This is a genomic window from Sphaerisporangium aureirubrum (assembly GCF_042658925.1).
Taxonomy (GTDB): Bacteria; Actinomycetota; Actinomycetes; order Streptosporangiales; family Streptosporangiaceae; genus Sphaerisporangium; species Sphaerisporangium aureirubrum.
Genome location: NZ_JBHSRF010000024.1, coordinates 49,970 through 72,645, shown reverse-complemented (window position 1 = coordinate 72,645; position 22,676 = coordinate 49,970). Strand labels below are relative to the sequence as shown.

The window sequence follows — 22,676 nt, the reverse complement described above, 5'->3', positions numbered from 1 at the left end:
CGGCGTCGGCGGGGACGGCTAGGTGTTGTCCGTCCCGGCGGCGGTGCGGGCGACGAGGCTCTTCGGGCGCATGTCGGTCCAGTTGGCCTCGACGTGGTCGAGGCAGGCCTGGCGCGAGGACGGGCCGTGCGCGGTCGTCCAGCCGGCGGGGACCTCGGCGAACTCCGGCCACAGGCTGTGCTGGCCCTCGGTGTTGACCAGGACCAGGTAGGAGCCGTCGGCGTCCTCGAACGGGTTGCTCATATGCGTGTCCTTTCTTCTATCGGGTGTCAGGCGCGGGCCGCGCGGTTCACCAGCGCGGTCAGCGCTCGGAACCAGGTGGTGGCGAGGTCGCGCACGTCGTGCTCGGACAGCAGGTCCGCGGCGTACGACCAGTGGGCCGCCAGCCGCGGGCCGTCCGCCCGGTCCTCGGTCATGGCGTTCACGGTGAGCGCGTGGGACAGCGGCATGCCGGGGTCGGCGTCCAGGTCCGCGGCGTCCTCCTCGGGGGCGTACGACCAGTCGGCCGCCTCCGGGTGGCCGAAGCGGCCCATGTAGTTGAACTCGACGTCCGGATCGCCGAACCGGGCCAGCTCGGGTCCGGTCGCCGCGTTGAGGTGGCGCAGCAGGCCGTGGCCCATGCCCGCCACCGGCAGGGAGGCGAGGTGCTCGCGCACCCCGGCCAGGACGGCGTCCACGGCCGGGCCGCCCGCGAACGCGTCGTCCAGGTCGGCCTGGCCGGTGTCCAGGCGGACCGGGACCACGCTGGTGAACCAGCCGACGGTGCGCGACAGGTCCGCGTCGCCCGCCAGTTCCTCCTCGCGGCCGTGGCCCTCCAGGTCCACCAGCACCGAGGTGCCGGTGCCGCCCCGGCGGCGGCGCCAGTCGGCGACCGCCAGGGCCAGCGCGGTGAGCAGCACGTCGTTCACGGTCGCCCCGAACCTGGCGGGCACCCGGGTGAGCAGCGGCGCGGTCCGCTCGGCGGGCAGGGTGAGGGACAGGTATCCGGTGGTGGACACCACGTCCTTCGCCGGGTCCAGCGGCCGGGGCAGCGGCAGCGGATCGGCGCCGGTGAGGGCCGAGGTCCACAGCGGCAGCTCGTCCTCCCGCGCCGGGTCCGCGGCCCGCTCGCCGAGCAGCTCCGACCAGCGGCGGAACGACAGCCCGACCGGCGGGATCGTGGCCGGCCTGCCCGCCGCGACGTCCGCCCAGGCGGCGGCGAGGTCGGGCAGCAGCACACGCCACGACACCCCGTCCACCACCAGGTGGTGGATCATCAGCAGCAGCCGCCCGGGGGTCTCCGGCCCGGCGTCGAACCACACCGCCCGCACCATCCGCCCGTCCTCGGGCGCCAGCCGGTCCCGCGCCGCCGCCGTCTGCACGGCGACGGCCTCCCGCAGCCCGTCCTCACCGGCTCCGGCCACGTCCACCCGTGTGATCCACTCGGCGGCGTCCACCGTCCCCGGCGCGGGGACCTGGAGGACCCACCGCTCCGCGGGGCCGCTCGCCGCGCCCGGACCCGCGTGCGAGGCGGCCGGGGCGCGTTCGAGGCGGGCGCGGAGCATGTCGTGGCGGTCGGCGACGGCCTGGAGGACGGCCCGCAGGGCGGGCCCGTCCAGGGCGGCCGGGGTCTGGACCAGCGCCACCTGGTGGTAGCCGTCGATGGGGCCGCCGCGTTCGCGCATGGCGTGCATGATCGGGGTGAGCGGCACGGTGCCGGTGCCGTCGTCGTGCGTCCGCTCCCCCGTCCCGGGGGTCAGAGTGGCCGCGACGGCGGCCAGGGCGGCGACGGTGCGGTGCCGGAACACCTGGCGCGGGGTGAGCCGCAGGCCCGCCGCGCGGGCCCGGGCGACCAGCCCCATCGCGACGATGCTGTCGCCGCCGAGGGCGAAGAAGTCGTCGTCGGCCCCGAGCCCGGTGACGCCGAGCACCTCGGCGAAGACCTCGCACAGCGCGCGCTCGGCCTCCGTCTCCGGGGCGCGGCCTCCCGCGCCTCCGGTGAAGTCCGGCGCCGGGAGCGCGCCCCGGTCGAGCTTGCCGCTCGGCAGCAGCGGCAGCGCGTCCAGCACCACCACGGCCGCGGGCACCATGTAGTCCGGCAGCGCCGCACCCGCCCACGCCCGCAGCTCCGCCGGGCTCGGCACCGCCGCGGCGGCGGGCACGACGTAGGCGATGAGACGCCTGACCCGCTGGTCCTCGCGAGGGACGACCACCGCCTCGGCGACGGCGTCGTGGCGGCGCAGCACGGCCTCGACCTCGGCGGGCTCGACACGGAAGCCGCGGATCTTGACCTGGTCGTCGGCGCGTCCGGCGTACGCGAGGCGCCCCTGCTCGTCCCAGCGGGCCAGGTCGCCGGTGCGGTACATGCGGGAGCCGGGGTGGCCGGACAGGTGGCCGAACGGGTCGGCGACGAACCGCTCGGCGGTCAGGTCCGGGCGGCCGAGGTAGCCGCGGGCCAGGCCCGCGCCAGCCAGGTACAGCTCGCCGGTGACGCCGGGCGGCACCGGGCGCAGCGCGGCGTCGAGCACGTAGGCGCGGGCGTTGGCGACGGGGCGGCCGACCACGGGCCGGTCGCCGTCGCCGATCCGGGCGACCAACGCGTCCACGGTGGCCTCGGTGGGGCCGTACAGGTTGAACGCCGCGGTGCCGGGCAGCGCGGCCAGGCGGTCCCACAGCGGCCCCGGCACGGCCTCGCCGCCGACGCCGACCACGGCGAGCGGGCACTCGCCGTCCTCGATCAGGCCGTTGTCCACCATCTGGGCGAACATGGACGGCGTGACCTCGATGAAGTCCAGGGCGTGCCGGCGGACGTAGGCGGCGGCCAGCTCGGCGTCCCGGCGCGTCTCGTCGTCCATGACGTACAGCGCGTGCCCGTCCAGCAGCCAGCACTGCGGCTGCCACGAGGCGTCGAACGAGAACGACCAGGCGTGGCCGACCCGCAGGTGACGCCGCCCGGTGGCCAGTTTGGCCGGGTCGTGCAGAGTGCGCCGGTGGCTGTGGAACAGGTTGGCCACGCTCGCGTGCGACACCACCACGCCCTTGGGCCGCCCGGTGGACCCGGAGGTGTAGATGACGTACGCCGGGTGCGCCGGGTCGGGGACCACGCCGGGGTTCTCGCCCGAGGTCCCGGCCAGCCGCGCCACCGTGCCGGGGGCGTCCAGCACCAGGCGGGGGACCTCCCCCGTGGCGGGGCCGTCCAGGAGGCCGGTGGCGGTGAGGAGCAGGTGCGGGCGGGCGTCGGCGAGCAGGGCGGCGGCGCGGTCCGGGGGGAGATCGGGGTCGACGGGCAGGTAGGCCGCGCCGGACTTCAGCACCGCGAGGATGGCGGTGATGTGGTCGGCGGTGCGCGGCAGGGACAGGGCGACGACGCGTTCCGGGCCCGCGCCGTGCCCGGCGAGCAGGCGGGCGAGCCGGTTGGCGCGCTCGTCCAGCTCGGCGAACGTCCAGGTGCCCGCGCCGGAGACCACGGCCGGCGCGTGCGGGGCGGCGTCCACCTGGGCCTGGAACAGCTCGGTGACGGTGTGCGGGCCCGCGTCGAGGGCGGTGTCGTTCCACGCGGACAGGACGGTGTGGCGCTCGGCGGGGGTCATGATGTCGATCCCGCCGACCGGGCGCGCGGGCCCGGCCGCCATCTCGGTCAGGACCCGCGCCATGGCGGCGGACATGCGCTCGGCGGCGGCCCGGCCGAACAGGTCGGGCCGGTACTCGGCGGTCAGCGTCAGCCGCTCGCCGGGTTCCACCGCCCACGCGAACGGGTAGTGCGTCGCGTCCATGTGCTCCCGCACGGTGACCCGCGGCATGGCGCCGCCGGAGGCGGCGGGTCCGGGGTCGGGGTAGGACTCGAAGACGATCAGGGTGTCGAGCAGGTCGCCGAGCCCGGCGTGCCGCTGGACGGCGGCGAGGCCGAGGTGCTGGTGGGCCATGAGGGCGGACTGCTCGTCCTGGAGGCGGGCGAGGTACGCGGCGACCGTGTCGGTGCCGCGGACCCGGACCCGGACCGGGACGGTGGTGATGAACAGGCCGATCATCGACTCCACGCCGTCCAGCTCGGCGGGCCGCCCGGAGACGGTCGCGCCGAACACCACGTCGTCGCGGCCGGTGAGCCGGGACAGCACCAGGGCCCACGCGCCCTGGACGAGCGTGTTGAGGGTGAGGCCGCGGGAGCGGGCGAGCGCGGTGAGCGCCCGGGTCTGCTCCGCGCCGAGTGACGTGGTGAGCGTGGCGGGCACGACCGGCGGCCGGCCGGGGTCGGCCGGGACCAGATGGGTGGGGCCCTCCAGCCCGCCGAGCGCCTCACGCCACGCCGCGCCCGACGCGCCGGCGTCCTGCCGCGCCAGCCAGGCCAGGTACTCGCGGAACGGCCGGGCGGGAGCTCCGGGGATCGGGCCGTGGGCGTACAGATCGGACAGTTCGCCGATCAGGCGGGGCAGTGACCAGCCGTCCAGAAGCAGGTGCTGGTGGGACAGGACGAGCCGGTGCCGGTCCGGGCCGAGGCGGACGAGCATCAGGCGGATCAGGGGCGGCTCGGCCGGGGCGAAGCGGCGCCGTTCCTGGGCCAGGAAACGGTCCCAGCGCTCCGCGAGGGCCGTGTCGTCCAGCCCGGAGAGGTCGGCCTCGCGCCACGGCAGCGTGACCGACGGCGGCACGACGGCCACGGCGCGGCCGGAGGACAGGTACCGGAAGCCCGCGCGCAGGTTCTCGTGCCGGTCGAGCAGCGCCTGCCCGGCGGCGCGCAGCCGCGCGGGGTCGAGCGGCCCGTCGAGGTCGTAGGCCACCTGGACGGTGTAGACGTCCGGCCCGTCGTCCCCGGAGTCGAACGAGGCGTGGAACAGCAGCCCCGCCTGCAACGGGGTGAGCGGCAGCACCCACGCACCCGGGGCCGCGGCGGACACCTCCGCCTGCTCCTCCTCGGTGAGCGAGATGAGAGGAACGTCCGGGATCTCCCCCTGGGTGTCCCCGTCCCCGTGTGCCACACCGAGGCCGTCCGGTGCGGAGAACCCGGGGACGAGGGCCGCCAGCGCGGCGGGGGTCTTGTGCCGGAACACGTCCCGGGGCGTGAGCGGCAGCCCCGCCGCGCGGGCCCGCGCGGACACCTGCATGGCGACGATGCTGTCCCCGCCGAGCGCGAAGAAGTCGTCCAGCGCCCCCACCCGGCCGAGACCGAGGACGGCGGCGAACACCCCGCACAGCAGCTCCTCGCCCGCCGTGCGCGGCGCCACCGCGCCCGCCTCGCCCGCGAAGTCGTACGCGGGCAGCGCCTTGCGGTCCAGTTTGCCGCTCGGCGTGAGCGGCAGCCCGTCGAGCACGGCGACGGCGGCCGGCACCATGTGCTCCGGCAGCACCGCGCGCACATGCTCACGCAGCGCCGCCGGATCCACCACGGCCCGCCCGATGGCCCCGTTCCCGGTGACCGGCCGCCCATCGGCGAGGGCGTCCGCGCTTTCCCCGGCGGGGACGACGTGGGCGACGAGGATCTGGTCCTGGACGGTCACGGCGGCGTGGGCCACGGAGTCGTGCGTGGTCAGGGCCGCCTCGATCTCGCCGAGCTCCACGCGGAAGCCGCGGATCTTGACCTGGTCGTCGGCGCGGCCGAGGAACTCCAGGGTGCCGCCGGGGAGCCAGCGGGCCAGGTCGCCCGTGCGGTACATGCGGTCGCCCGGGGCGCCGTGCGGGTCGGCGGTGAAGCGCTCGGCGGTGAGGGCCGGGCGGCGCAGGTAGCCGTGGGCGAGCTGGACGCCCGCCAGGTACAGCTCCCCGGGGACACCGGGGGGCACGGGCCGCAGCGCGGCGTCCAGGACGTACGCGCGGGTGTTCCACACCGGCCGGCCGATCGGCACGACGCCGGCGCCGGGCTCGACCCGGACGGCGGTCACGTCGACCGACGCCTCGGTCGGCCCGTACAGGTTGTGCAGCTCGGCCGGCAGCACCGCCTGGCAGCGGGCCGCCAGGTCGGCGGGCAGGGCCTCGCCGCTGCACAGCACCCGGCGCAGGCCGTCGCACCGGGCGGCGGCGGGCTCCTCCAGGAACGCCCGGAGCATCGACGGCACGAAGTGGACGGTGGTGACGGCCTCGTCGCGGATGAGCCGCGCCAGGTACGCCGGATCCTTGTGCCCGTCCGGCCGGGCCACCACCAGGGCCGCCCCCGTGATCAGCGGCCAGAAGAACTCCCACACCGACACGTCGAAGCTGGACGGCGTCTTCTGCAGCACCCGGTCGTCCACGCTCAGCCCGTAGACGTCCTGCATCCACAGCAGCCGGTTCGCGATCCCCTCGTGCGGCACCACCACCCCCTTGGGGCGCCCCGTGGACCCAGAGGTGTAGATCACGTACGCGGCGTCCCGCGGGTCGTACGCCGCAGGCAGGACCCCGGTGAGGGCCGCAGCGTGCGCGGCACCTTCCGCGCTCCCCGCGCTCCCCGCGCTCCCCGCGCTCCCCGCGCTCCCCGCGCCTCCCGCGCCTCCCGCGCCTCCCGCGCTCTCCACCCTTTCCGCGCTCTGCGCGCCCTCCGTTTCCACGCTCTGCGCGCCCTGCGTGTCGTGGGGATTCGTCCACGCGCCTGTGGCCGGGTCGTAGGACGCGGGCGGTATCCCGTCGGGGCCGTCGGGCAGGCCGTCGCGGAGGACCAGGGCCGGGCGGGCGTCGCGCAGCATGAAGGCGACGCGTTCCGGCGGGTATCCGGTGTCCAGCGGCAGGTAGGCCGCGCCGGCGCGGTGCACGGCGTGCAGCGCGACGACGAGCTCGGCGGAGCGGGGGAGCGCGACGGCAACGGTGCGGCCGGGGGCGGCGCCGAGTGCGGCGAGGGCGCGGGCCGTGCGCTCGATCCGGGCGTCCAGCTCGGCGTAGGTCAGGCGCCGGTCGCCGTCGACCAGGGCGAGCGCGCCGGGGGTGCGGGCGGCCTGGGCGCGGAACAGCTCCGGCAGGGTGAGCGCGGGCAGCTCGCGGGCGGTGTCGTTCCACGCGCGCAGCACCAGGTCGCGCTCCGGCTCCTCCAGCACCTCCAGCTCGCGCACCGGGCGGGCGGGGGCGGCGGCGACCTGCTCCAGCAGCCGCACCAGGCGGCGGCCGAGGCCCTCGGCGGTGGCGTGGTCGAACAGGCCGGCGTCGTACTCGATCCAGCCCTCGATGCCGCCGTCCTCGCCCCGTTCCACGAAGTCGAAGCTCAGGTCGAACTTGGCGGTCACCTGGCCGAGCGGCTCGGGCCGCGCGGCCAGCCCCGGCAGCTCGGGCGCGCCGTCCTGGCCGGGGAGGTACACCACCATCACCTGGAACAGCGGGTGCCTGGCCAGCGACCGCACCGGGTTGACGGCCTCCACGACCCGCTCGAACGGCAGGTCCTGGTGCTCGTACGCGGCGAGGTCCGTCTCGCGCACCCGGTCCAGCAGCTCGGAGAACGTCGGCGCGCCGGACAGGTCGGTGCGCAGCACCAGCGAGTTGACGAAGAACCCGACCAGGTCCTCCAGCCGCTCGTCGCCGCGGCCGGAGATGGGCGCGCCGAGGGGGATGTCGTCCCCGGCGCCGAGACGGTGCAACAGCGTGGCGACGGCGGCCTGGGCCAGCATGAACATGCTGACGCCGTGCGCGCGGGCCAGGGCGCGCAGGTCGCGCTCCAGGTCCGCGCCGATGGACAGGCCCGCCGCGCCGCCGCGATGGCCGGCCTCCAGGGGGCGCGGCCGGTCGGTGGGCAGCGCCAGTTCCTCGGGCAGCCCGGCCAGGGCCCGGCGCCAGTAGGCGGCCAGGCGGGTCTGCCGGGCGGCGGGGTCGCCGGGGTCGCCCAGCAGGGCGCGGTGCCACACGGCGTAGTCGCCGTAGGCGACCGGCAGCGGCGACCAGCGCGGCGCCCGGCCGTCCAGGCGGGCGCGGTAGGCGGTGGCCAGGTCCCGCCACAGCGGGCGGTCCGACCACTCGTCGGTCGCGATGTGGTGCACGACCAGCAGCAGCACGTGCTCGCGCGGGGACAGCCCGAACACCCACATCCGCAGCGGAGGTTCGCGGTCCAGCGCGAAGGGGTACGCGGCGGCCTCCGCGAGCCTCGCCGGCAGCTCCTCCTCGGTCACCCACTCGGCGCGCACGGCGCCGTCGAGCGACTCCGGGGGGAGGAGCAGGCGCCGGGCGTGGCCGTCGTGCTCGGGGAAGACCGTGCGCAGGGTCTCGTGCCGTTCCGCGAGGTCCCGGACGGCGGCGGTCAGCGCCGCCACGTCCAGCTCGCCGTCCAGCCGCCAGGCCGCCGGGAGGTTGTAGGTCGCGCTCGGGCCCTCCACCTGGTGCAGCACCCACAGCCGCCGCTGGGCGGACGACGGCGGCGCCTCCGTGCCCTCGCGCGGGACCAGGGGCGGCCGGTCGCCGTCCACGGCCCGCAGCCGCCCGGCCAGCCGCGCCGGGGTCGGGGCCTCGAAAATCGCGCGCAGCCCGATCTCGGCCCGCAGCGCGGCCCGCACCCGGCCGATCAGCCGGGTGGCCAGCAGGGAGTGCCCGCCGAGCACGAAGAAGTCGTCGTCCGGGCCGACCCTGGGCACGCCCAGCACGGCCGCGAACAGCTCGCGGAGGATCTCCTCCCTGGCGTCCCCCGGCCTGCGTGCCACGGCGGCGCCGGGCGAGTCGTCCGGCGCGGGCAGCGCCCGGTGGTCCAGCTTCCCGCTGACCGACCGCGGCAGCGCCGCCACCGCCACGAACGCGGACGGCACCATGTACTCGGGCAGCGACCCGGCCACGTGCGCCCGCAGCCCGGCGGCGTCCACCTCGGACGCTTCCGCGGGGACCGTGTAGGCGACCAGGCGGCGGCCGCCGGGGGTGTCCTCGCGGACCAGGACGGCGGCCTGGGCCACGGAGGGATGGGTGCGGAGGGCGGCCTCGATCTCGCCGAGTTCGATGCGGAAGCCGCGCAGCTTCACCTGGTCGTCGGCGCGGCCGAGGAACTCCAGGGAGCCGTCGGCGCGGCGGCGCGCCACGTCGCCGGTGCGGTACAGGCGGGAACCGGGCGCGCCGAACGGGTCGGCGGTGAAGCGTTCGGCGGTGGCGCCGGGGCGGCCGAGGTAGCCGCGGGCCAGGCCCGCGCCCGCCAGGTACAGCTCGCCGGGCACGCCGGCAGGGACCGGGCGCAGGGCGGCGTCCAGCACGTGCGCGCGGATGTTGGCCAGGGGCGCCGCCCACGGCCGGGGCCGGCCGTGGCTCGCGCCGTGCCTGCCGTAGGCGTCGACGGCGCACTCGGTCGGCCCGTACATGTCGTGCGCGACCGTGCCGGGCAGGGCGCTCAGGCGCTCCCACAGCGACGCCGAGATCGCCTCGCCGCCGACCGTGATCGCCCCGGGCCGGTGACCTGGGCGGCCGGGGTCGAGGAAGCCGAGGTGGGCCAGCTCTTGCAGGTAGGTCGGGGTGAGGTCGAGGAAGTCGACGGCATGGCCGGTGACGTAGGCCAGCAGGGCGGCCGGCTCGGCGGCGGTGGCCTCGTCCACGACGTGCAGCTCGTGGCCCGCCAGCAGCCACAGCATCGGCTCCCAGGACCCGTCGAAGCTGAACGACGCCGCGTGCACCGCGCGCAGCGCGTTCCGCCCGGCGGCCCGGCGCGCGGGCTCGATGAGGTCCTCGATGTTCGAGCCGTACAGGTTGCTGAGGCCGCCGTGGGTGCCGAGCACGCCCTTGGGCCTGCCCGTCGACCCCGACGTGTAGATCACGTAGGCCAGCGACTCCGGCGACGGGCGGGCGGCGGGCGGCGTCCCGCGGCCGTCGCCGTCCCAGGTGTCCAGCAGCAGCACCGGGGGGCGCCGGTCCGGGAGGGAGCGGGCCAGGGCGGTGGTGGTGATGATCAGGACGGGGGCGGCGTCGTCCAGCATGTACGCCTGGCGGTCGGCCGGGTGGGCCGGGTCCAGCGGCACGTAGGCGGCGCCGGCGGCGAGCACGGCGAGGATGGCGGGGACGGTCTCGGCACGGGGCAGCGCCAGGCCGACCACGTCCTCGGCGGTCACGCCGTGCGCGGCGATCAGCGACGCGAGGGCGCTTACCCTGGCGTCCAGCTCGGCGAACGTCGTGCCGCGGCCGCCGGCGACCAGTGCGGTGCGGTCCGGCCAGGCCCTGACGGCGTCGGCGAACAGCTCGGGGACGGTGCGCGGCTCCACCGGGCGGGCGGTGTCGTTCCACTCGCCGAGGGACGCGCGCAGCTCGGCGCCGGTCAGCACCGGGATCCGGCCGACCGGGAGGTCGGGGTCCCCGGCGACGCTCTCCAGCAGCGTGATCGCGCGGTCGGCGAGCGCCTGGGCGGTCTCGGGGGTGGTGCGGTCGGCCGCGTACTCCAGCAGCAGGGTGAGGCGGTCCTGCGCGACGTGGTCGACGAAGGTGAAGTCCAGGTCGAACTTGGCGGTCTCGATGCGGGCCGGCCACCACTCGGTGGGCAGGTCCAGCACCGCGGGGTCGCCGTCCGGCCGGTAGTGGTAGCCCATCATGACCTGGAACAGCGGGTTGCGGCCGGCGACGCGGGGCGGGTTGACCGCCTCCACCAGCCGCTCGAACGGCAGGTCCTGGTGCTCGAACGCGGCCAGGTCGGCGTCCCGGACCCTGGCCAGCAGGCCGGCGAACGACGGGTCGCCGGACAGGTCGGTCCGCAGCACCAGCGTGTTGACGAAGAACCCGACCAGGTCGTCCAGCGCGGCGTCGGTGCGTCCCGCGATCGGCGCGCCGATCGGGATGTCCGTACCCGCGCCCATCCGGTGCAGCAGCGTCGCCGTCGCGGCCTGGAGCAGCATGAACATGCTGGTCCCCGTCCGGGCGCTCAGCGCCCGCAACGCCCGGGAGGTCTCCGCGGGCACCTCGGCCCGCACCGTCCCGCCACGCCCCGACGGCACGGCGGGCCGCCCCCGGTCCAGCGGCAGCGCGATCTCCTCCGGCATCCCGTCCAGCGCGTCCCGCCAGAAGGCGAGCTGCCTCCCGGCCTCCCCGTCCGCCTCCCCCAGCAGCTCCCGCTGCCAGAGCGTGTAGTCGGCGTACTGCACCGGCAACGGCACCCACCCCGGCGCGCGTCCTTCGCACCGCGCCCGGTACGCCGCCCCGAGGTCCCCGAGGAACGGCCGGTCGGACCACTCGTCGGTGGCGATGTGATGCAGCACCACCGCCACCACGTGATCGTCCTGCGCCACCCGGAACACCTCGACGCGCAGCGGCGGCTCCTCCGCGAGATCGAACGGGCGCCGCACGACGCCCCCGATCGCCTCGTCCAGATCCTCGATCGATCGGGGGGCCACGTCCGTGACGGTGAACGGGACGGTGGTTCCGGTCGTGGGGAGGATGTGCTGGTACGGCTCCCCGTGGTGTTCGGGGAAGGTGGTGCGGAGGACCTCGTGGCGGGCCGCCACGTCGGTGAAGGCCTGGCGGAGGGCGGGGAGGTCCAGGGGGGCGCGGAGGCGGAAGACGAGCGGGAAGTGGTAGGCGTCGCCGCCGCTGATGCGCTCGGAGAGCCACAGGCGGCGCTGGGCCGGGGAGAGGGGGATCCGGGCGGGGCGGGGGGCGGGGACCACCGGGGGGCGGGCGGGGCGGGCGGTGTCCACCTTGGCGGACAGGAGGGCGGGGGTGGGGGACTCGAAGAGGTCGCGGATGGCCAGCTCGGCGCCCAGGTCGGCGCGGGCGCGGCTGACCAGGCGGGTCGCCAGCAGTGAGTGGCCCCCGAGGTCGAAGAAGTCGTCCTCGGCGCCCACCTCGGGCAGGCCCAGCAGTTCGGCGAACAGGCGGCACAGGGCCTCCTCGCCGGGGGTGCGCGGTCCGCGTCCACCGGCGGTGGACGCCGTCGGCTCGGGCTCGGGGAGCGCGCGGACGTCGAGTTTGCCGTTGTCGTTCATCGGCAGGCGGTCCAGCGTGACGAACGCGGCCGGGACCATGTACGACGGCAGGCGCCGCCGCAGGTCCTCCCGGACCTGCCGCACCAGGCCGTCCATGCCCTGCCTCGCCCCGGGCATGTTCGCGTACGGAGCCACGCCGCCGCCGGGCCGGTACAGGCCCGCGACGGCCCCCTGGCCGTCCCAGCCGGTGCTGACGAGGACGGCGTCGTAGGCGCCGGGGGTGGCCGACCAGGTGGTCAGGGCCCGGTACCCGTGCGCGGCGGCGAGGTGGTGCAGCTCCTCGGGATCCACCCCGCCACCCGCCGGCGCCCCGGAGGGCAGGGCGGGCTCGCTCGCCAGCCGGGCGTCCGGGATGCCGGTGACCCGCAGGCGGGCCGGGGAGTGGGCGCGCAGATGGCGCGCGAGCCGCTCCGCGGGCGACCGGCCCGTGAACGGCCGGCCGGTGGACGGCCAGCCCGTGGACGACCACTCGGCGGACGACCACTCCGGAGCCTCGCCGCCATTCCCGGCGGGGAGGGATTCCCAGGTCACGACGGGTTCGTCGCCCAGGCGGACGGCGGGGGGGCCGGAGTACAGGACGACGTCGTAGCGGTAGCGGGTCAGTTCGTTGTGGTGGCGGCCGCGCTTGGTGCGGAGGTCGGCGGGGTGGCCGAGGGTGGTGAAGAAGTCGGGGTCGACGAGGAGTTCCTTCTCCAGGGCGAGGCCGCGGTCGACGGCGCGGCGGATCTTGCCGGCGTCGGGATCGGCGGCGCGGCCGAGCTGGACGGCGGTCTGGAAGTCGCGGGCCAGGCGGAGGTTGCGGACGTCGCCGACGAACAGGGCGCCGCCGGGGGTGAGCAGTTCCATGGCGCCCTGGAGGACCTCGGTGAGGTACTCGGCGCTCGGGAAGTACTGCACCACGGAGTTGATCACGATGGTGTCGAAGAACCCGCGGGGCAGCCCGCTCAGGTCGTGCGCGGCGCGGTGGCGCAGCTCGACCTTGGCGGCCAGCCCGGGGTCGCGGCTCAGGTCGGCGCCGAGCTTGCGGATCACGGGGGCCGCGAAGTCGGTCGCCCAGTACGCCTCGGCGCGCGGCGCCAGCCGGGACAGCAGCAGCCCGGAGCCGACCCCGATCTCCAGCACCCGGCGGGGCCGCAGGGCGAGGATCCGCTCCACGGTCCGGTCCCGCCACTCGCGCATGTGCTCCAGCGGGATGGGCCGCCCGTCGTAGCTGCTGTCCCAGCCCGCGAAGTCGTCCTCGGTGAAGACGGCGGTGCCGATCCGCTCGTACTCGTCGGAGTAGATCTCCCGCCACTCCCCGATCCGCGCCCGCTCGGCCGACTCCCGCTCCTCGCCGGTGGGCGCGGCGGGCACCAGGTACCCGACGAGCCGCCGGGCGCCGGGCTCGGCGGGGTCCTCGGCCGCGACGACGGCGGCCTGGGCGACCCCGGGGTGCCGCGCCAGCTCGGCCTCGACCTCCGCGGGCTCCACCCGGTGCCCCCGGATCTTCACCTGGTCGTCGGTGCGGCCGAGGAAGTCCAGCTCCCCGCCGTCCCGGCGCCGCACCAGGTCCCCGGTGCGGTACATGCGCTCCCCCGGCTCGCCGGACGGATCGGCGACGAACCGCTCGGCGGTCAGGCCGGGCCGCCCGAGGTAGCCGCGGGCCAGCCCGGTGCCCGCCAGGTACAGCTCACCCGGCACGCCGTCCGGCACGGGCCGCAGCCACGCGTCCAGGATGTGCGCGCGGGTGCCGCGGATGGGCCACCCGATGGTGGGCGTCTCGCTGTCGTGCGTGCCGCCGCCGAGGGCGTTGATGGTGTACTCGGTGGGCCCGTACAGGTTGTAGCCGTAGGTGCCCTCGGTGTCGCGCAGCACGCTCCACAGCGCGGGCGGCACCGCCTCGCCGCCGAGCAGCACCAGCGGCGGCCGGTGCCCCTCCAGCAGCCCCTGCTCGATCAGCAGGTGGGCGTAGGTCGGGGTGACGTTGACCACGTCCACCCGGTGCTCGTCGCAGTACGCGACCAGCGCCTCGGCGTCGCGCCGCAGCTCCTCGTCGCAGACGTGCACCTCGTGGCCCTCGACCAGCCAGAGCAGTTCCTCCCACGACATGTCGAACGCGAACGACACGGTGTGCGCGATGCGCAGCCGCCGCCCGCCCGCCGAGGCCACGGCGGGCGCGAAGATCTCCGCGCGGTGGTTGAGCTGCATGTTGGTCAGCCCCCGGTACGGCGTGACGACGCCCTTGGGCCGTCCCGTGGACCCGGAGGTGTAGATCACGTACGCGGGGTGCTCCATGCTGAACGGCGGCCGCTCGGCCGCGGTGACCGGCCCGCCCGGCAGCGCGGCCAGTTCGGCGGCCACGGCCGGGTCGTCCAGCAGCACCCGGGGCACGCCGGGGACGGCGCCGTCCAGGCGCGCGGCCACGGCGGAGGTGGACAGCAGCAGCATGGGCCGCGCGTCGTCCAGCGTCGCCGCGAGCCGGTCGTCGGGGTGGTCGGTCTCCAGCGGCAGGTACGCGGCGCCCGCGCGCAGCACGGCGAACAGCGCGACCACCATGTCGATGGAGCGGGGCAGGCCGAGCGCGACGATCCGCTCCGGCCCGGCGCCCCGGGCGAGCAGCAGGCGCGCCATGCGGTCCACGCGGTCGTCCAGCTCGGCGTACGACACGGCGAGGTCGCCGGACACCAGCGCGGTCGCGCCGGGGGTGCGGGCGGCCTGCGCGGCGAGCAGGCCGGCGATGGTCTCCTCGGGGACGGCGACCCGGCTCTCGGCGGAGCGCCGCGAGAGGGCGGCGCGCTCGGCGGGGGGCAGCGGGTCCAGCCGCCCGGCGGGGGCGGAGAGGTCGGCGGTGAGGCAGTCCAGCACGACGCCGACGCGGTCCAGCAGCGCCTCGGCGGAGGCGCGGTCCACCACGTCGGGGCGGTGCGCGACGGTCACCCTGACGCGCCGCCCTGGGGTGACGACGACGTTGACCGGGTAGTGGGTGGCGTCGACGTTGGCGACGGCGCGGGCGCCGTACCGCTCCTCCAGGGACTCCAGCCGCTGCTCGGTGTCGCCGTCGCGCATCACGAACAGGGTGTCGAACAGGCGGCGGTGGCCGCTCTCGGCCTGGATCGCGCCGAGGCCGAGGTGCTCGTACGGCAGCAGCGTCAGGCGCTCGTCCTGGACCCGCCGCAGCAGCGACAGCACCGGCTCGGCGGGGTCGAAGGCGATGCGGGCGGGCACGGTGTTGAGGAACATACCGATGACGTTCTCCACGCCGGGCACCTCGGCGGGCCGCCCGGCGACGGTCGTGCCGAACACGACGTCGGTGCGGCCGGTGGCACCCGCCAGCACCAGACCCCAGACGGTGGTGAACACGGTGTTCAGCGTCAGGCCGTGCCGCCGGGTGACGTCCCGCAGGCGGTTCCCGAGCTCCTCGGGCAGCAGGAGGTCCACCGTCGCCGACAGTGCCCCGCCCTCGTCGGCGGCGCCGGCGAGCAGGGTGGGCTCGTCCAGTCCGGACAGGGCGTCGCGCCAGGCGCCTGTGGCGGTCGTGAGGTCCTGGGCGGCCAGCCACGCCAGGTAGTCGCGGTAGGAGCCGGGGGCGGGCAGGCCGCGGTCGTCGCCGCCGGAGGCGTACAGGGCGAACAGCTGGTCCAGGAACACCCAGGCCGACCAGCCGTCCCACAGCAGCAGGTGACGGCCGACGATCAGGCGGTCGCCGCGGCCCTCGCCGAGGCGGATCAGCAGCATGCGGAACAGCGGCGGCCGGTCCAGGGCGAACGCCCGGGTGCGCTCGGCGCCGCTCAGCTCAAGGAGCCGGGCCTCGCGGTCGTCCGCCGGGAGGGCGGAGAGGTCCGCCACCTCCAGCGGCACGGCGGCGTCCTGGACGACGAACTGCACAGGGCGGCGCAGGCCGTCGCTGGTGAACCCGGCGCGCAGGCCCGGGTTGCGGGCCAGCAGGGCCTCCGCCGCCGTGCGCAGGCGGGCGGCGTCCAGCCCGGCGGGGAAGTCGAAGGTCTCGTGGACGGTGTAGACGTCCAGGGAGGTGTCGTCGTAGGTCGAGTGGAAGTACAGGCCTTCCTGGAGCGGCGCCAGCGGCCACACGTCGGGCACCGCTCCCCCGCCGAGGCGGCGCACCCGGTCCTTCTCGGCGCCGGTCAGCGCGAACGACGCGCCGAATGCCTCGTCCGCCGCCGCGGCGGCGTGGCCGGGGGCGGGGAGCGGGCGGGTGGCCGCCGCGAGGGCGGCCGGGGTGCGGTGGGTGAAGACGTCCCTCGGCGTCACGTCCAGCCCGGCGCGGCGGGCGCGGCTGGAGATGCCGATGGAGGTGATGCTGTCCCCGCCGAGCATGAAGAAGTCGTCGTCGGCCCCCACCTCGCCGAGCTTCAGCACGGCCGCGAAGATGCCGGCGAACTCCCGCTCCCCGTCGGTGCGCGGCGCCCGCGCCGGGGCCCTCGCGGCCTCCGGCGCCGGGAGCGCGTCCCGGTCCAGCTTGCCGCTCGGCGTGAGCGGCAGCGCGTCCAGCACGACGTACGCGCCGGGCACCATGGCCGCGGGCAGCGCCTCGGCGAGGGCGGCCCGCAGGGTCTCCTCCAGGGCGGCGTCCGCGGCGGCCGGGACGACGTAGGCGACCAGCCGGGAGCCGCGTACGGTCACCGCGGCGCGGGCGACGGACGGGACGGCGGTGAGGGCCGCCTCGATCTCGCCGAGCTCGATGCGGTTGCCGCGCAGCTTGACCTGGCGGTCGGTGCGGCCGAGGTACTCGACGGCGCCGCCGGGGCGGGTGCGCACCAGGTCGCCGGTGCGGTACATGCGCTCGCCCGGCGCGCCGAACGGGTCGGCGACGAACCGCTCGGCGGTGAGGCCGGTGCGGGCGTGGTAGCCGCGGGCGAGCTGGACACCGGTCAGGTACAGCTCGCCGGGCGTGCCGGGGGGCACCGGGCGCAGGCAGGAGTCCAGCACCCGCAGGCCGGTGTTCCAGACGGGGCGGCCGATGGGCACGGCGGCGCCGGGGGTGCCGTCGCACGGGTGGTAGGTGACGTCGACGGCGGCCTCGGTGGGGCCGTACAGGTTGTGCAGCGGCACGCCGGTGAGGTCCAGCCAGCGCGCGGCGGCGCTCCCGGGCAGCGCCTCGCCGCTGCTGAACACGCGGCGCAGCGGCGCCGCCCAGGAGGGGTCGGCGGTGATCTCGTCCACCTGGAGGAACGCCTCCAGCATGGACGGCACGAAGTGCATGGTGGTGACGGCCCGCTCGCGGATCAGGCCCGCCAGGTACGCCGGGTCCCGGTGGCCGTCCGGCCGGGCCAACACCACGGCCGCGCCCTCGCACAGCGCCCAGAAGAACTCCCAGACGCTCACGTCGAAGCTGGACGGCGTCTTCTGCAGCACCCGGTCGTCCGCGCGCAGGCCGTACTCGCCCTGCATCCAGGCCAGCCGGTTGACGATGGCCCGGTGGGTGACGACGACGCCCTTGGGCCGGCCGGTGGAGCCGGAGGTGTAGATCAGGTACGCCGGGTCGTCCGGTCCGGCGGCCACGGCCGCGGCGGTCTCCGGGGCCTCGCCGGGCTCGTCCATCAGCAGCGGCGCGCCGGCGCCGGGGAGGCGGGGGGCGGTGGCCGTCGTGGTCACGACGACGGCGGCGCCGGAGTCGGCGAGCATGTGGGCCACCCGGTCGGCCGGGTAGTCCAGGTCGAGCGGCAGGTAGGCGGCGCCCGACTTGAGCACGCCGAGCAGCGCGACCATCAGCTCGGCCGAACGGGGCACGGCGACCGCGACGACCCGCTCGGGGCCCGCGCCGCGGGCGCGCAGGCGGCGGGCGAGGGACTCGGCGCGGGCGTCCAGCTCGCGGTAGGTGAGGGTCTCGTCCTCGTACACGACGGCGGTGGCGTCCGGGGTGCGGGCCGCCTGGGCGGCGAACGCGGCGACCAGGGTCGTCGCGGGGACGTCCCGGGTCTCGCCGTGCGGCAGCGCGAGGGCCGCCTCCCCGGCGGCCAGCACGTCCAGCCGCGCCACGGGGAGGCCGGGATCGTCGGCCAGGGCGTGCAGGACGCGGGTCAGCCGGTCGGCGAGCAGCCGCGCGGCGGCGGCGTCCAGCCGCTGGGCGTGGTACTTCAGGCGCAGGTCGAGCCGCCGTCCCGGCTTGACGATGAGCGCGAGGGGGTAGTGCACGGCGTCGTGGAACTCGTGCCCGGTGATCCGCACCGTCCCGCTGGGATCCGCCAGACCGGTGCCCCCGGGGTAGTTCTCCACGACCACGAGGGTGTCGAACAGCCCGCCCGACCCCGCCGGCCCCGCGAGCCGCTGCACCTCGGCGAGCCCGAGGTGGTGGTGCCCGAGCAGCCGCGACTGCTCCTCCTGAACCCGCCCGAGCAAGTCGGAGAAGGTGTCCGACGGCGCCCAACGGAACCGGGTGGGCAACGTGTTGATGCACAGCCCGACCATGTCCTCGATCCCGGGCACCGCCACGTCCCGCCCCGACACCGTGGTGCCGAACACCACGTCCCGCCGCCCGGTGAGCCGCCCGAGCAGCAGCCCCCAAGCGGTCTGCACCACGGTCCCGAACGTCACCCCGAGCACCCGCGCGTGCGCCCCGAGCCGCGCCGTCACCGTCTCCGACAGCTCGGCCCGCACCTGCGCCCCCCGGATCGGCCCCCCGTCCCCCGCCGTCCCGACCAGCCGCGTAGGCTCCTCCACCCCCCCGAGCGCCTCCCGCCACGCCTCCAGCGCCGCGTCCCGATCGGCCGCCCCGACCCCCCGCAGAAACTCCCGGTACGACGGCACCCCGCCAGGGATGTCCTCCCCCTCCGCCCCGTAAAACCCCATGAGCTCCCGATGCAGCACAGGCAGCGACCACCCGTCCGCCACAATGTGATGAAACGTCAGAACAAGCCGGTACTCCTCCACCCCCACCCGCACCAGCGCACCCCGCAAAAGCGGCCCCCGCCCCAGATCGAACCCCCGCCCCCGCTCCTCCGCGGCCACCGCGTCCTCGGTGCCGGGGTCGGTGGTGGCGTCCACCTCGCGCCAGGGGAGGTCGAGGTGGGAGGCGATGAGCTGGACGGGGCGGCCGTCGGGGAGGCGGCGGAAGGAGGCGCGTAGCGGGGCGTGCCGGGTCAGGAGGTGCTGGGCGGCGCGGCGCAGGGTGGGGCCGTGTACCGGGCCGGACAGTTCGATCACCTGCTGGACGACGTAGGCGTCGGCGTCGGAGCCGTCCAGTTCGGCGTGGAAGAGGAAACCCTCCTGGAGTGGGCTGAGGGGGAGGACGTCGGCCACGGGCAGCGGGTCGCCGTCCAGTACCTCGGCCAGTTCGCCGGGGGTCAGCTCGATCAGGGGCTTCTCCCGGGCGGAGCCCTCCTCGGTGACGGCCTCCGCCAGGGCGGCGACCGTGCGGTGGCGGAAGACGTCTCGGGAGGTCAGGCAGAGGCCCGCCTCGCGGGCTCGCACGAGCAGGCGGATGGCGACGATGCTGTCGCCGCCGAGCACGAAGAAGTCGTCCTCGGCGGTCACGGTCTCCAGGCCCAGCACCTCGGCGTAGAGCCCGGCCAGGGTCTCCTCCCTGTCGCCTCGCGGCGCGCGGCCGGAGCTGAGCGCGGCCCGGTCGGGGACCGGCAGGGCGGCGACGTCCAGCTTTCCGCTGGGGGTGACCGGGAGCCTGTCCACGGCCACCATCGCGGCGGGCACCATGTACTCCGGCAGCCACTCCCCGGCGAACACCCGCAGGTTCCGCATCAACGCCGAGACGTCCCGGAACGGCGCCGGCCGGTTCGCGTGGGCGAACCCGCCGGCCTCCCGGTAGACCTCGCCGACCGCTTCACCTTCCGCGGCGAAGACCACGTCCATCCGGCCGTCGTCCGCGCCGCCGTCCCAGGTGACCGCCACCTGGTAGCCGTGCCTCTCCCCCAGCCCGTGCAGTTCCTCGGGGTCGGCCGCCGACGGGGCGGCACCCGCGGCGAGGTCCTCGGTGAGGCGCGCGTTGGGGACGCCGGTGACGCGGAGGCGCCGCGGCCGGGCGGCCAGCAGGGCGTCGAGGTCGTCAGGTCCGGTCCAGGGAGTTTCGGGGGTGTCCGCCACGGGAGGCGGGGGGGTGGTGTGGAGGACGACGTCGTAGCGGTAGCGGGTCAGCTCGTTGTGGTGGGTGCCGCGCTTGAGGCGGATGTCGGGGGTGAGGCCCAGGGTGGTGAAGTAGCCGGGGTCCAGGAGGAGCTCGCCCTCCCAGCGCTCGGCGCGGGCGACGGCGGCCTCGACGTCGGAGGTACCCCGGCGGATCTCGACGGCGGTGCGCAGGGTCCTGAGCAGGCGGAGGTTGCGGACGTCGCCGACGAAGACGCGACCGCCGGGGGCGAGGAGAGCGGCGGCGCCGCGCAGCACCTCGGTCAGGTACTCGACGCCGGGGAAGTACTGGGCGACGGAGTTGATGACGACGGTGTCGAAGAACCCGCCGGGCAGCCCGGCGAGGTCGTGCGCCGGACGGGCGCGCAGCTCGACGCCGCCGAGCCCCGGCATCCCGGCCACCCGCGCGCGCAGCGCACGGATCGCCTCCTCGGAGAGGTCGGTCCCCCAGTACGCCTCGCAGTCACCGGCGAGCCGGGTCAGGATGAGCCCGCTGCCCACCCCGATCTCCAGCACCCGCCGGGGCCGCAGCTCCCGGATCCGGGCCACCGTCGCGTCCCGCCACTCCCGCATCTCCGCCAGCGGGATGGGACGCCCGTCGTACATGCTGTTCCAGCCCGCGAACTCCTCGGCGGACGCGGTGTACAGCAGCTCGTGCAGGTCCTTCCACGCCGCCACCCGCTCCCCGGGCTCCTGCGCGGGCGCCGCCGCGGCGGGCACCACGTACGCGGCGAGCCGCCGGTCACCCGGCCGGTCCTCCCGCACGACGACCGCCACCTGGTCCACGGCGGGATGCCCCCGCAGCACCGACTCGATCTCCCCGGGCTCGATGCGGAACCCCCGGATCTTCACCTGCGCGTCGGCGCGCCCGAGGAACTCCAGCCGCCCGTCGGCCCTCCACCGCACCAGGTCCCCGGTCCGGTACAGCCGCTCCCCCGGCTCCCCGAACGGGTCGGCGACGAACCGCTCCGCGGTCAGGCCGGGCCGCCCGAGGTACCCGCGGGCCAGCCCCTCACCCCCGAGGTACAGCTCCCCGGTGACCCCGGCGGGCACCGGCTTGAGCCGCGCGTCCAGCACGTACGCGCGGGTCCCGGGGTCGGGCACCCCGATGGGCACGATGGACCCCGGCGCGATGTCCGGGTCGCACAATCCGAGGGTGGAGTTGGTGGTGGCCTCGGTGGGGCCGTAGGCGTTGAACATCATCCGCCCGCGGGCGTACCGGGCGACCAGCTCGGGCGACACCCGCTCGGTCCCGGCCAGCAGCGTGGCGGTGGCGGGCAGCCGCACGTCCTCGGGCATGGCCGCCAGCAGCGCAGGCGGGAGGATCATGAACGTGATGCCGTTGGCGCCGGCGTAGTCGGCGAGCGGCGCGCCGGGCACCCGCAGCTCGGCCGGCACCACGACCAGCCGGCCGCCGGACAGCAGCCCGAGGCACAGCTCCCAGAACGCGACGTCGAACCCGGGCGACGCGAACTGCAGCACCCGGCTGTGCGGCCCGATCCCGAAGCGCTCGCTCTGCGTGGCGACGAGCTTGGCCACGCCGGTGTGCGACAGCACCACGCCCTTGGGGCGCCCGGTGGAGCCGGAGGTGTAGATGACGTACGCGGCGTCGAGCACCGACAGCGGCCCGCGCTCGGCCTCCCCCGGGTCGTGCGCGGGCCGGTCGAGCAGCTCGCGCGCGGCCGGCGGCGCGTCCAGCACCAGCACCGGTGTGCCGTCGGGCACGTCGGCGGCGGTCTCCGCGGTGGTGACGGCGCACACGGGCGAGGCGTCGCCCAGCATGTACGCGACGCGGTCGCGCGGGTAGTCGGTGTCGATCGGCAGGTACGCGGCGCCGGACTTCAGCACGGCCACCTGCGCGACGATCATCTCGGCGGACCTGGGGACGGCGAGCGCCACCACCTGTCCGGGCCGGGCGCCGCGCGCGATCAGGGCGTGCGCCAGCCGGTTGGCCCGTTCGTCCAGCTCGGCGTAGGTGAGCCGGGTGTCCTCGAAGACCAGCGCGACGGCGTCCGGCCGCCGCCGCACCTGCCCGGCGAACATCTCCGGCCAGGTGAGCCGCGGCACGTCGTGCCCGGTGTCGTTCCACTCGCGCAGGATCCGGTCGCGTTCCGCGGCGTCCAGCGGCTCCAGCTCGCCCACCGGCACCGACGGCCGGGCCAGCCCGTCGCGCAGCAGCGCCGCGTAGTGCCCGAGCAGCCGGTCCACGGTCGCCGCGTCGAACAGGTCGGCCCGGTACACCGCCCGCGCCTCCCCCGCCCCGGCGCTCACCACCAGGTCGAGCGACCCCTCACCGTCCGCGCCGTCGCCCGGCGCGGCGACGCGGAACGCCGTGTTGAAGAACAACCCCCCGCCCCGGGTGGGCTCGGGCGCCAGCTCGGCGGCGAGCGCTGCCGGCGGCACCCGGTGGGCGCGGGCCTCGGCGAGCGCGGTCTCCACCAGGGCGCGCAGGCCGGCGAAGGTGGCGTCGCCGCGCACCTCGACGCGCAGCGGCAGGCCCTCGTACCCCACGGTGACGTCCGGCGTGCCCGCGTACCTGTACAGCAGCGCGACGTACCCGGCGAGCAGCGCGGACTCCGGCGCGGTGACCGTGAGCGGGCGCGTGCGGGTCTCCACCTTCACGGTGGGCGACGGCGGGTAGGGGCGGTCGGCCGGGAGGGGCGTCTCACGCGGCGACGGCGCCATCTTGTGCCGCCAGTACGTCATCGCGTCTTCGAGTGCCGACACAGGTGACCCCGCCTCCCAAGCTGGACAAAACGGCTCACTTAAGCCGTGATCGCCCTACATACTAAGGTAAGGTTTACC

The 22,676-nt window shown here is 76.2% G+C and carries 2 protein-coding genes; both read right to left on the bottom strand.

The features are described from left to right. Positions 1 to 18: 18 nt before the first annotated feature. Positions 19 to 243, bottom strand: coding sequence for an MbtH family protein (locus tag ACFP1K_RS18155; protein WP_380754467.1), 225 nt, complete (start codon positions 241 to 243; stop codon positions 19 to 21). Positions 244 to 269: 26 nt separating this feature from the next. Continuing rightward, positions 270 to 22,598, bottom strand: coding sequence for a non-ribosomal peptide synthase/polyketide synthase (locus ACFP1K_RS18150; RefSeq protein ID WP_380754464.1), 22,329 nt, complete (start codon positions 22,596 to 22,598; stop codon positions 270 to 272). Between the last annotated feature and the right edge of the window lie 78 nt (positions 22,599 to 22,676).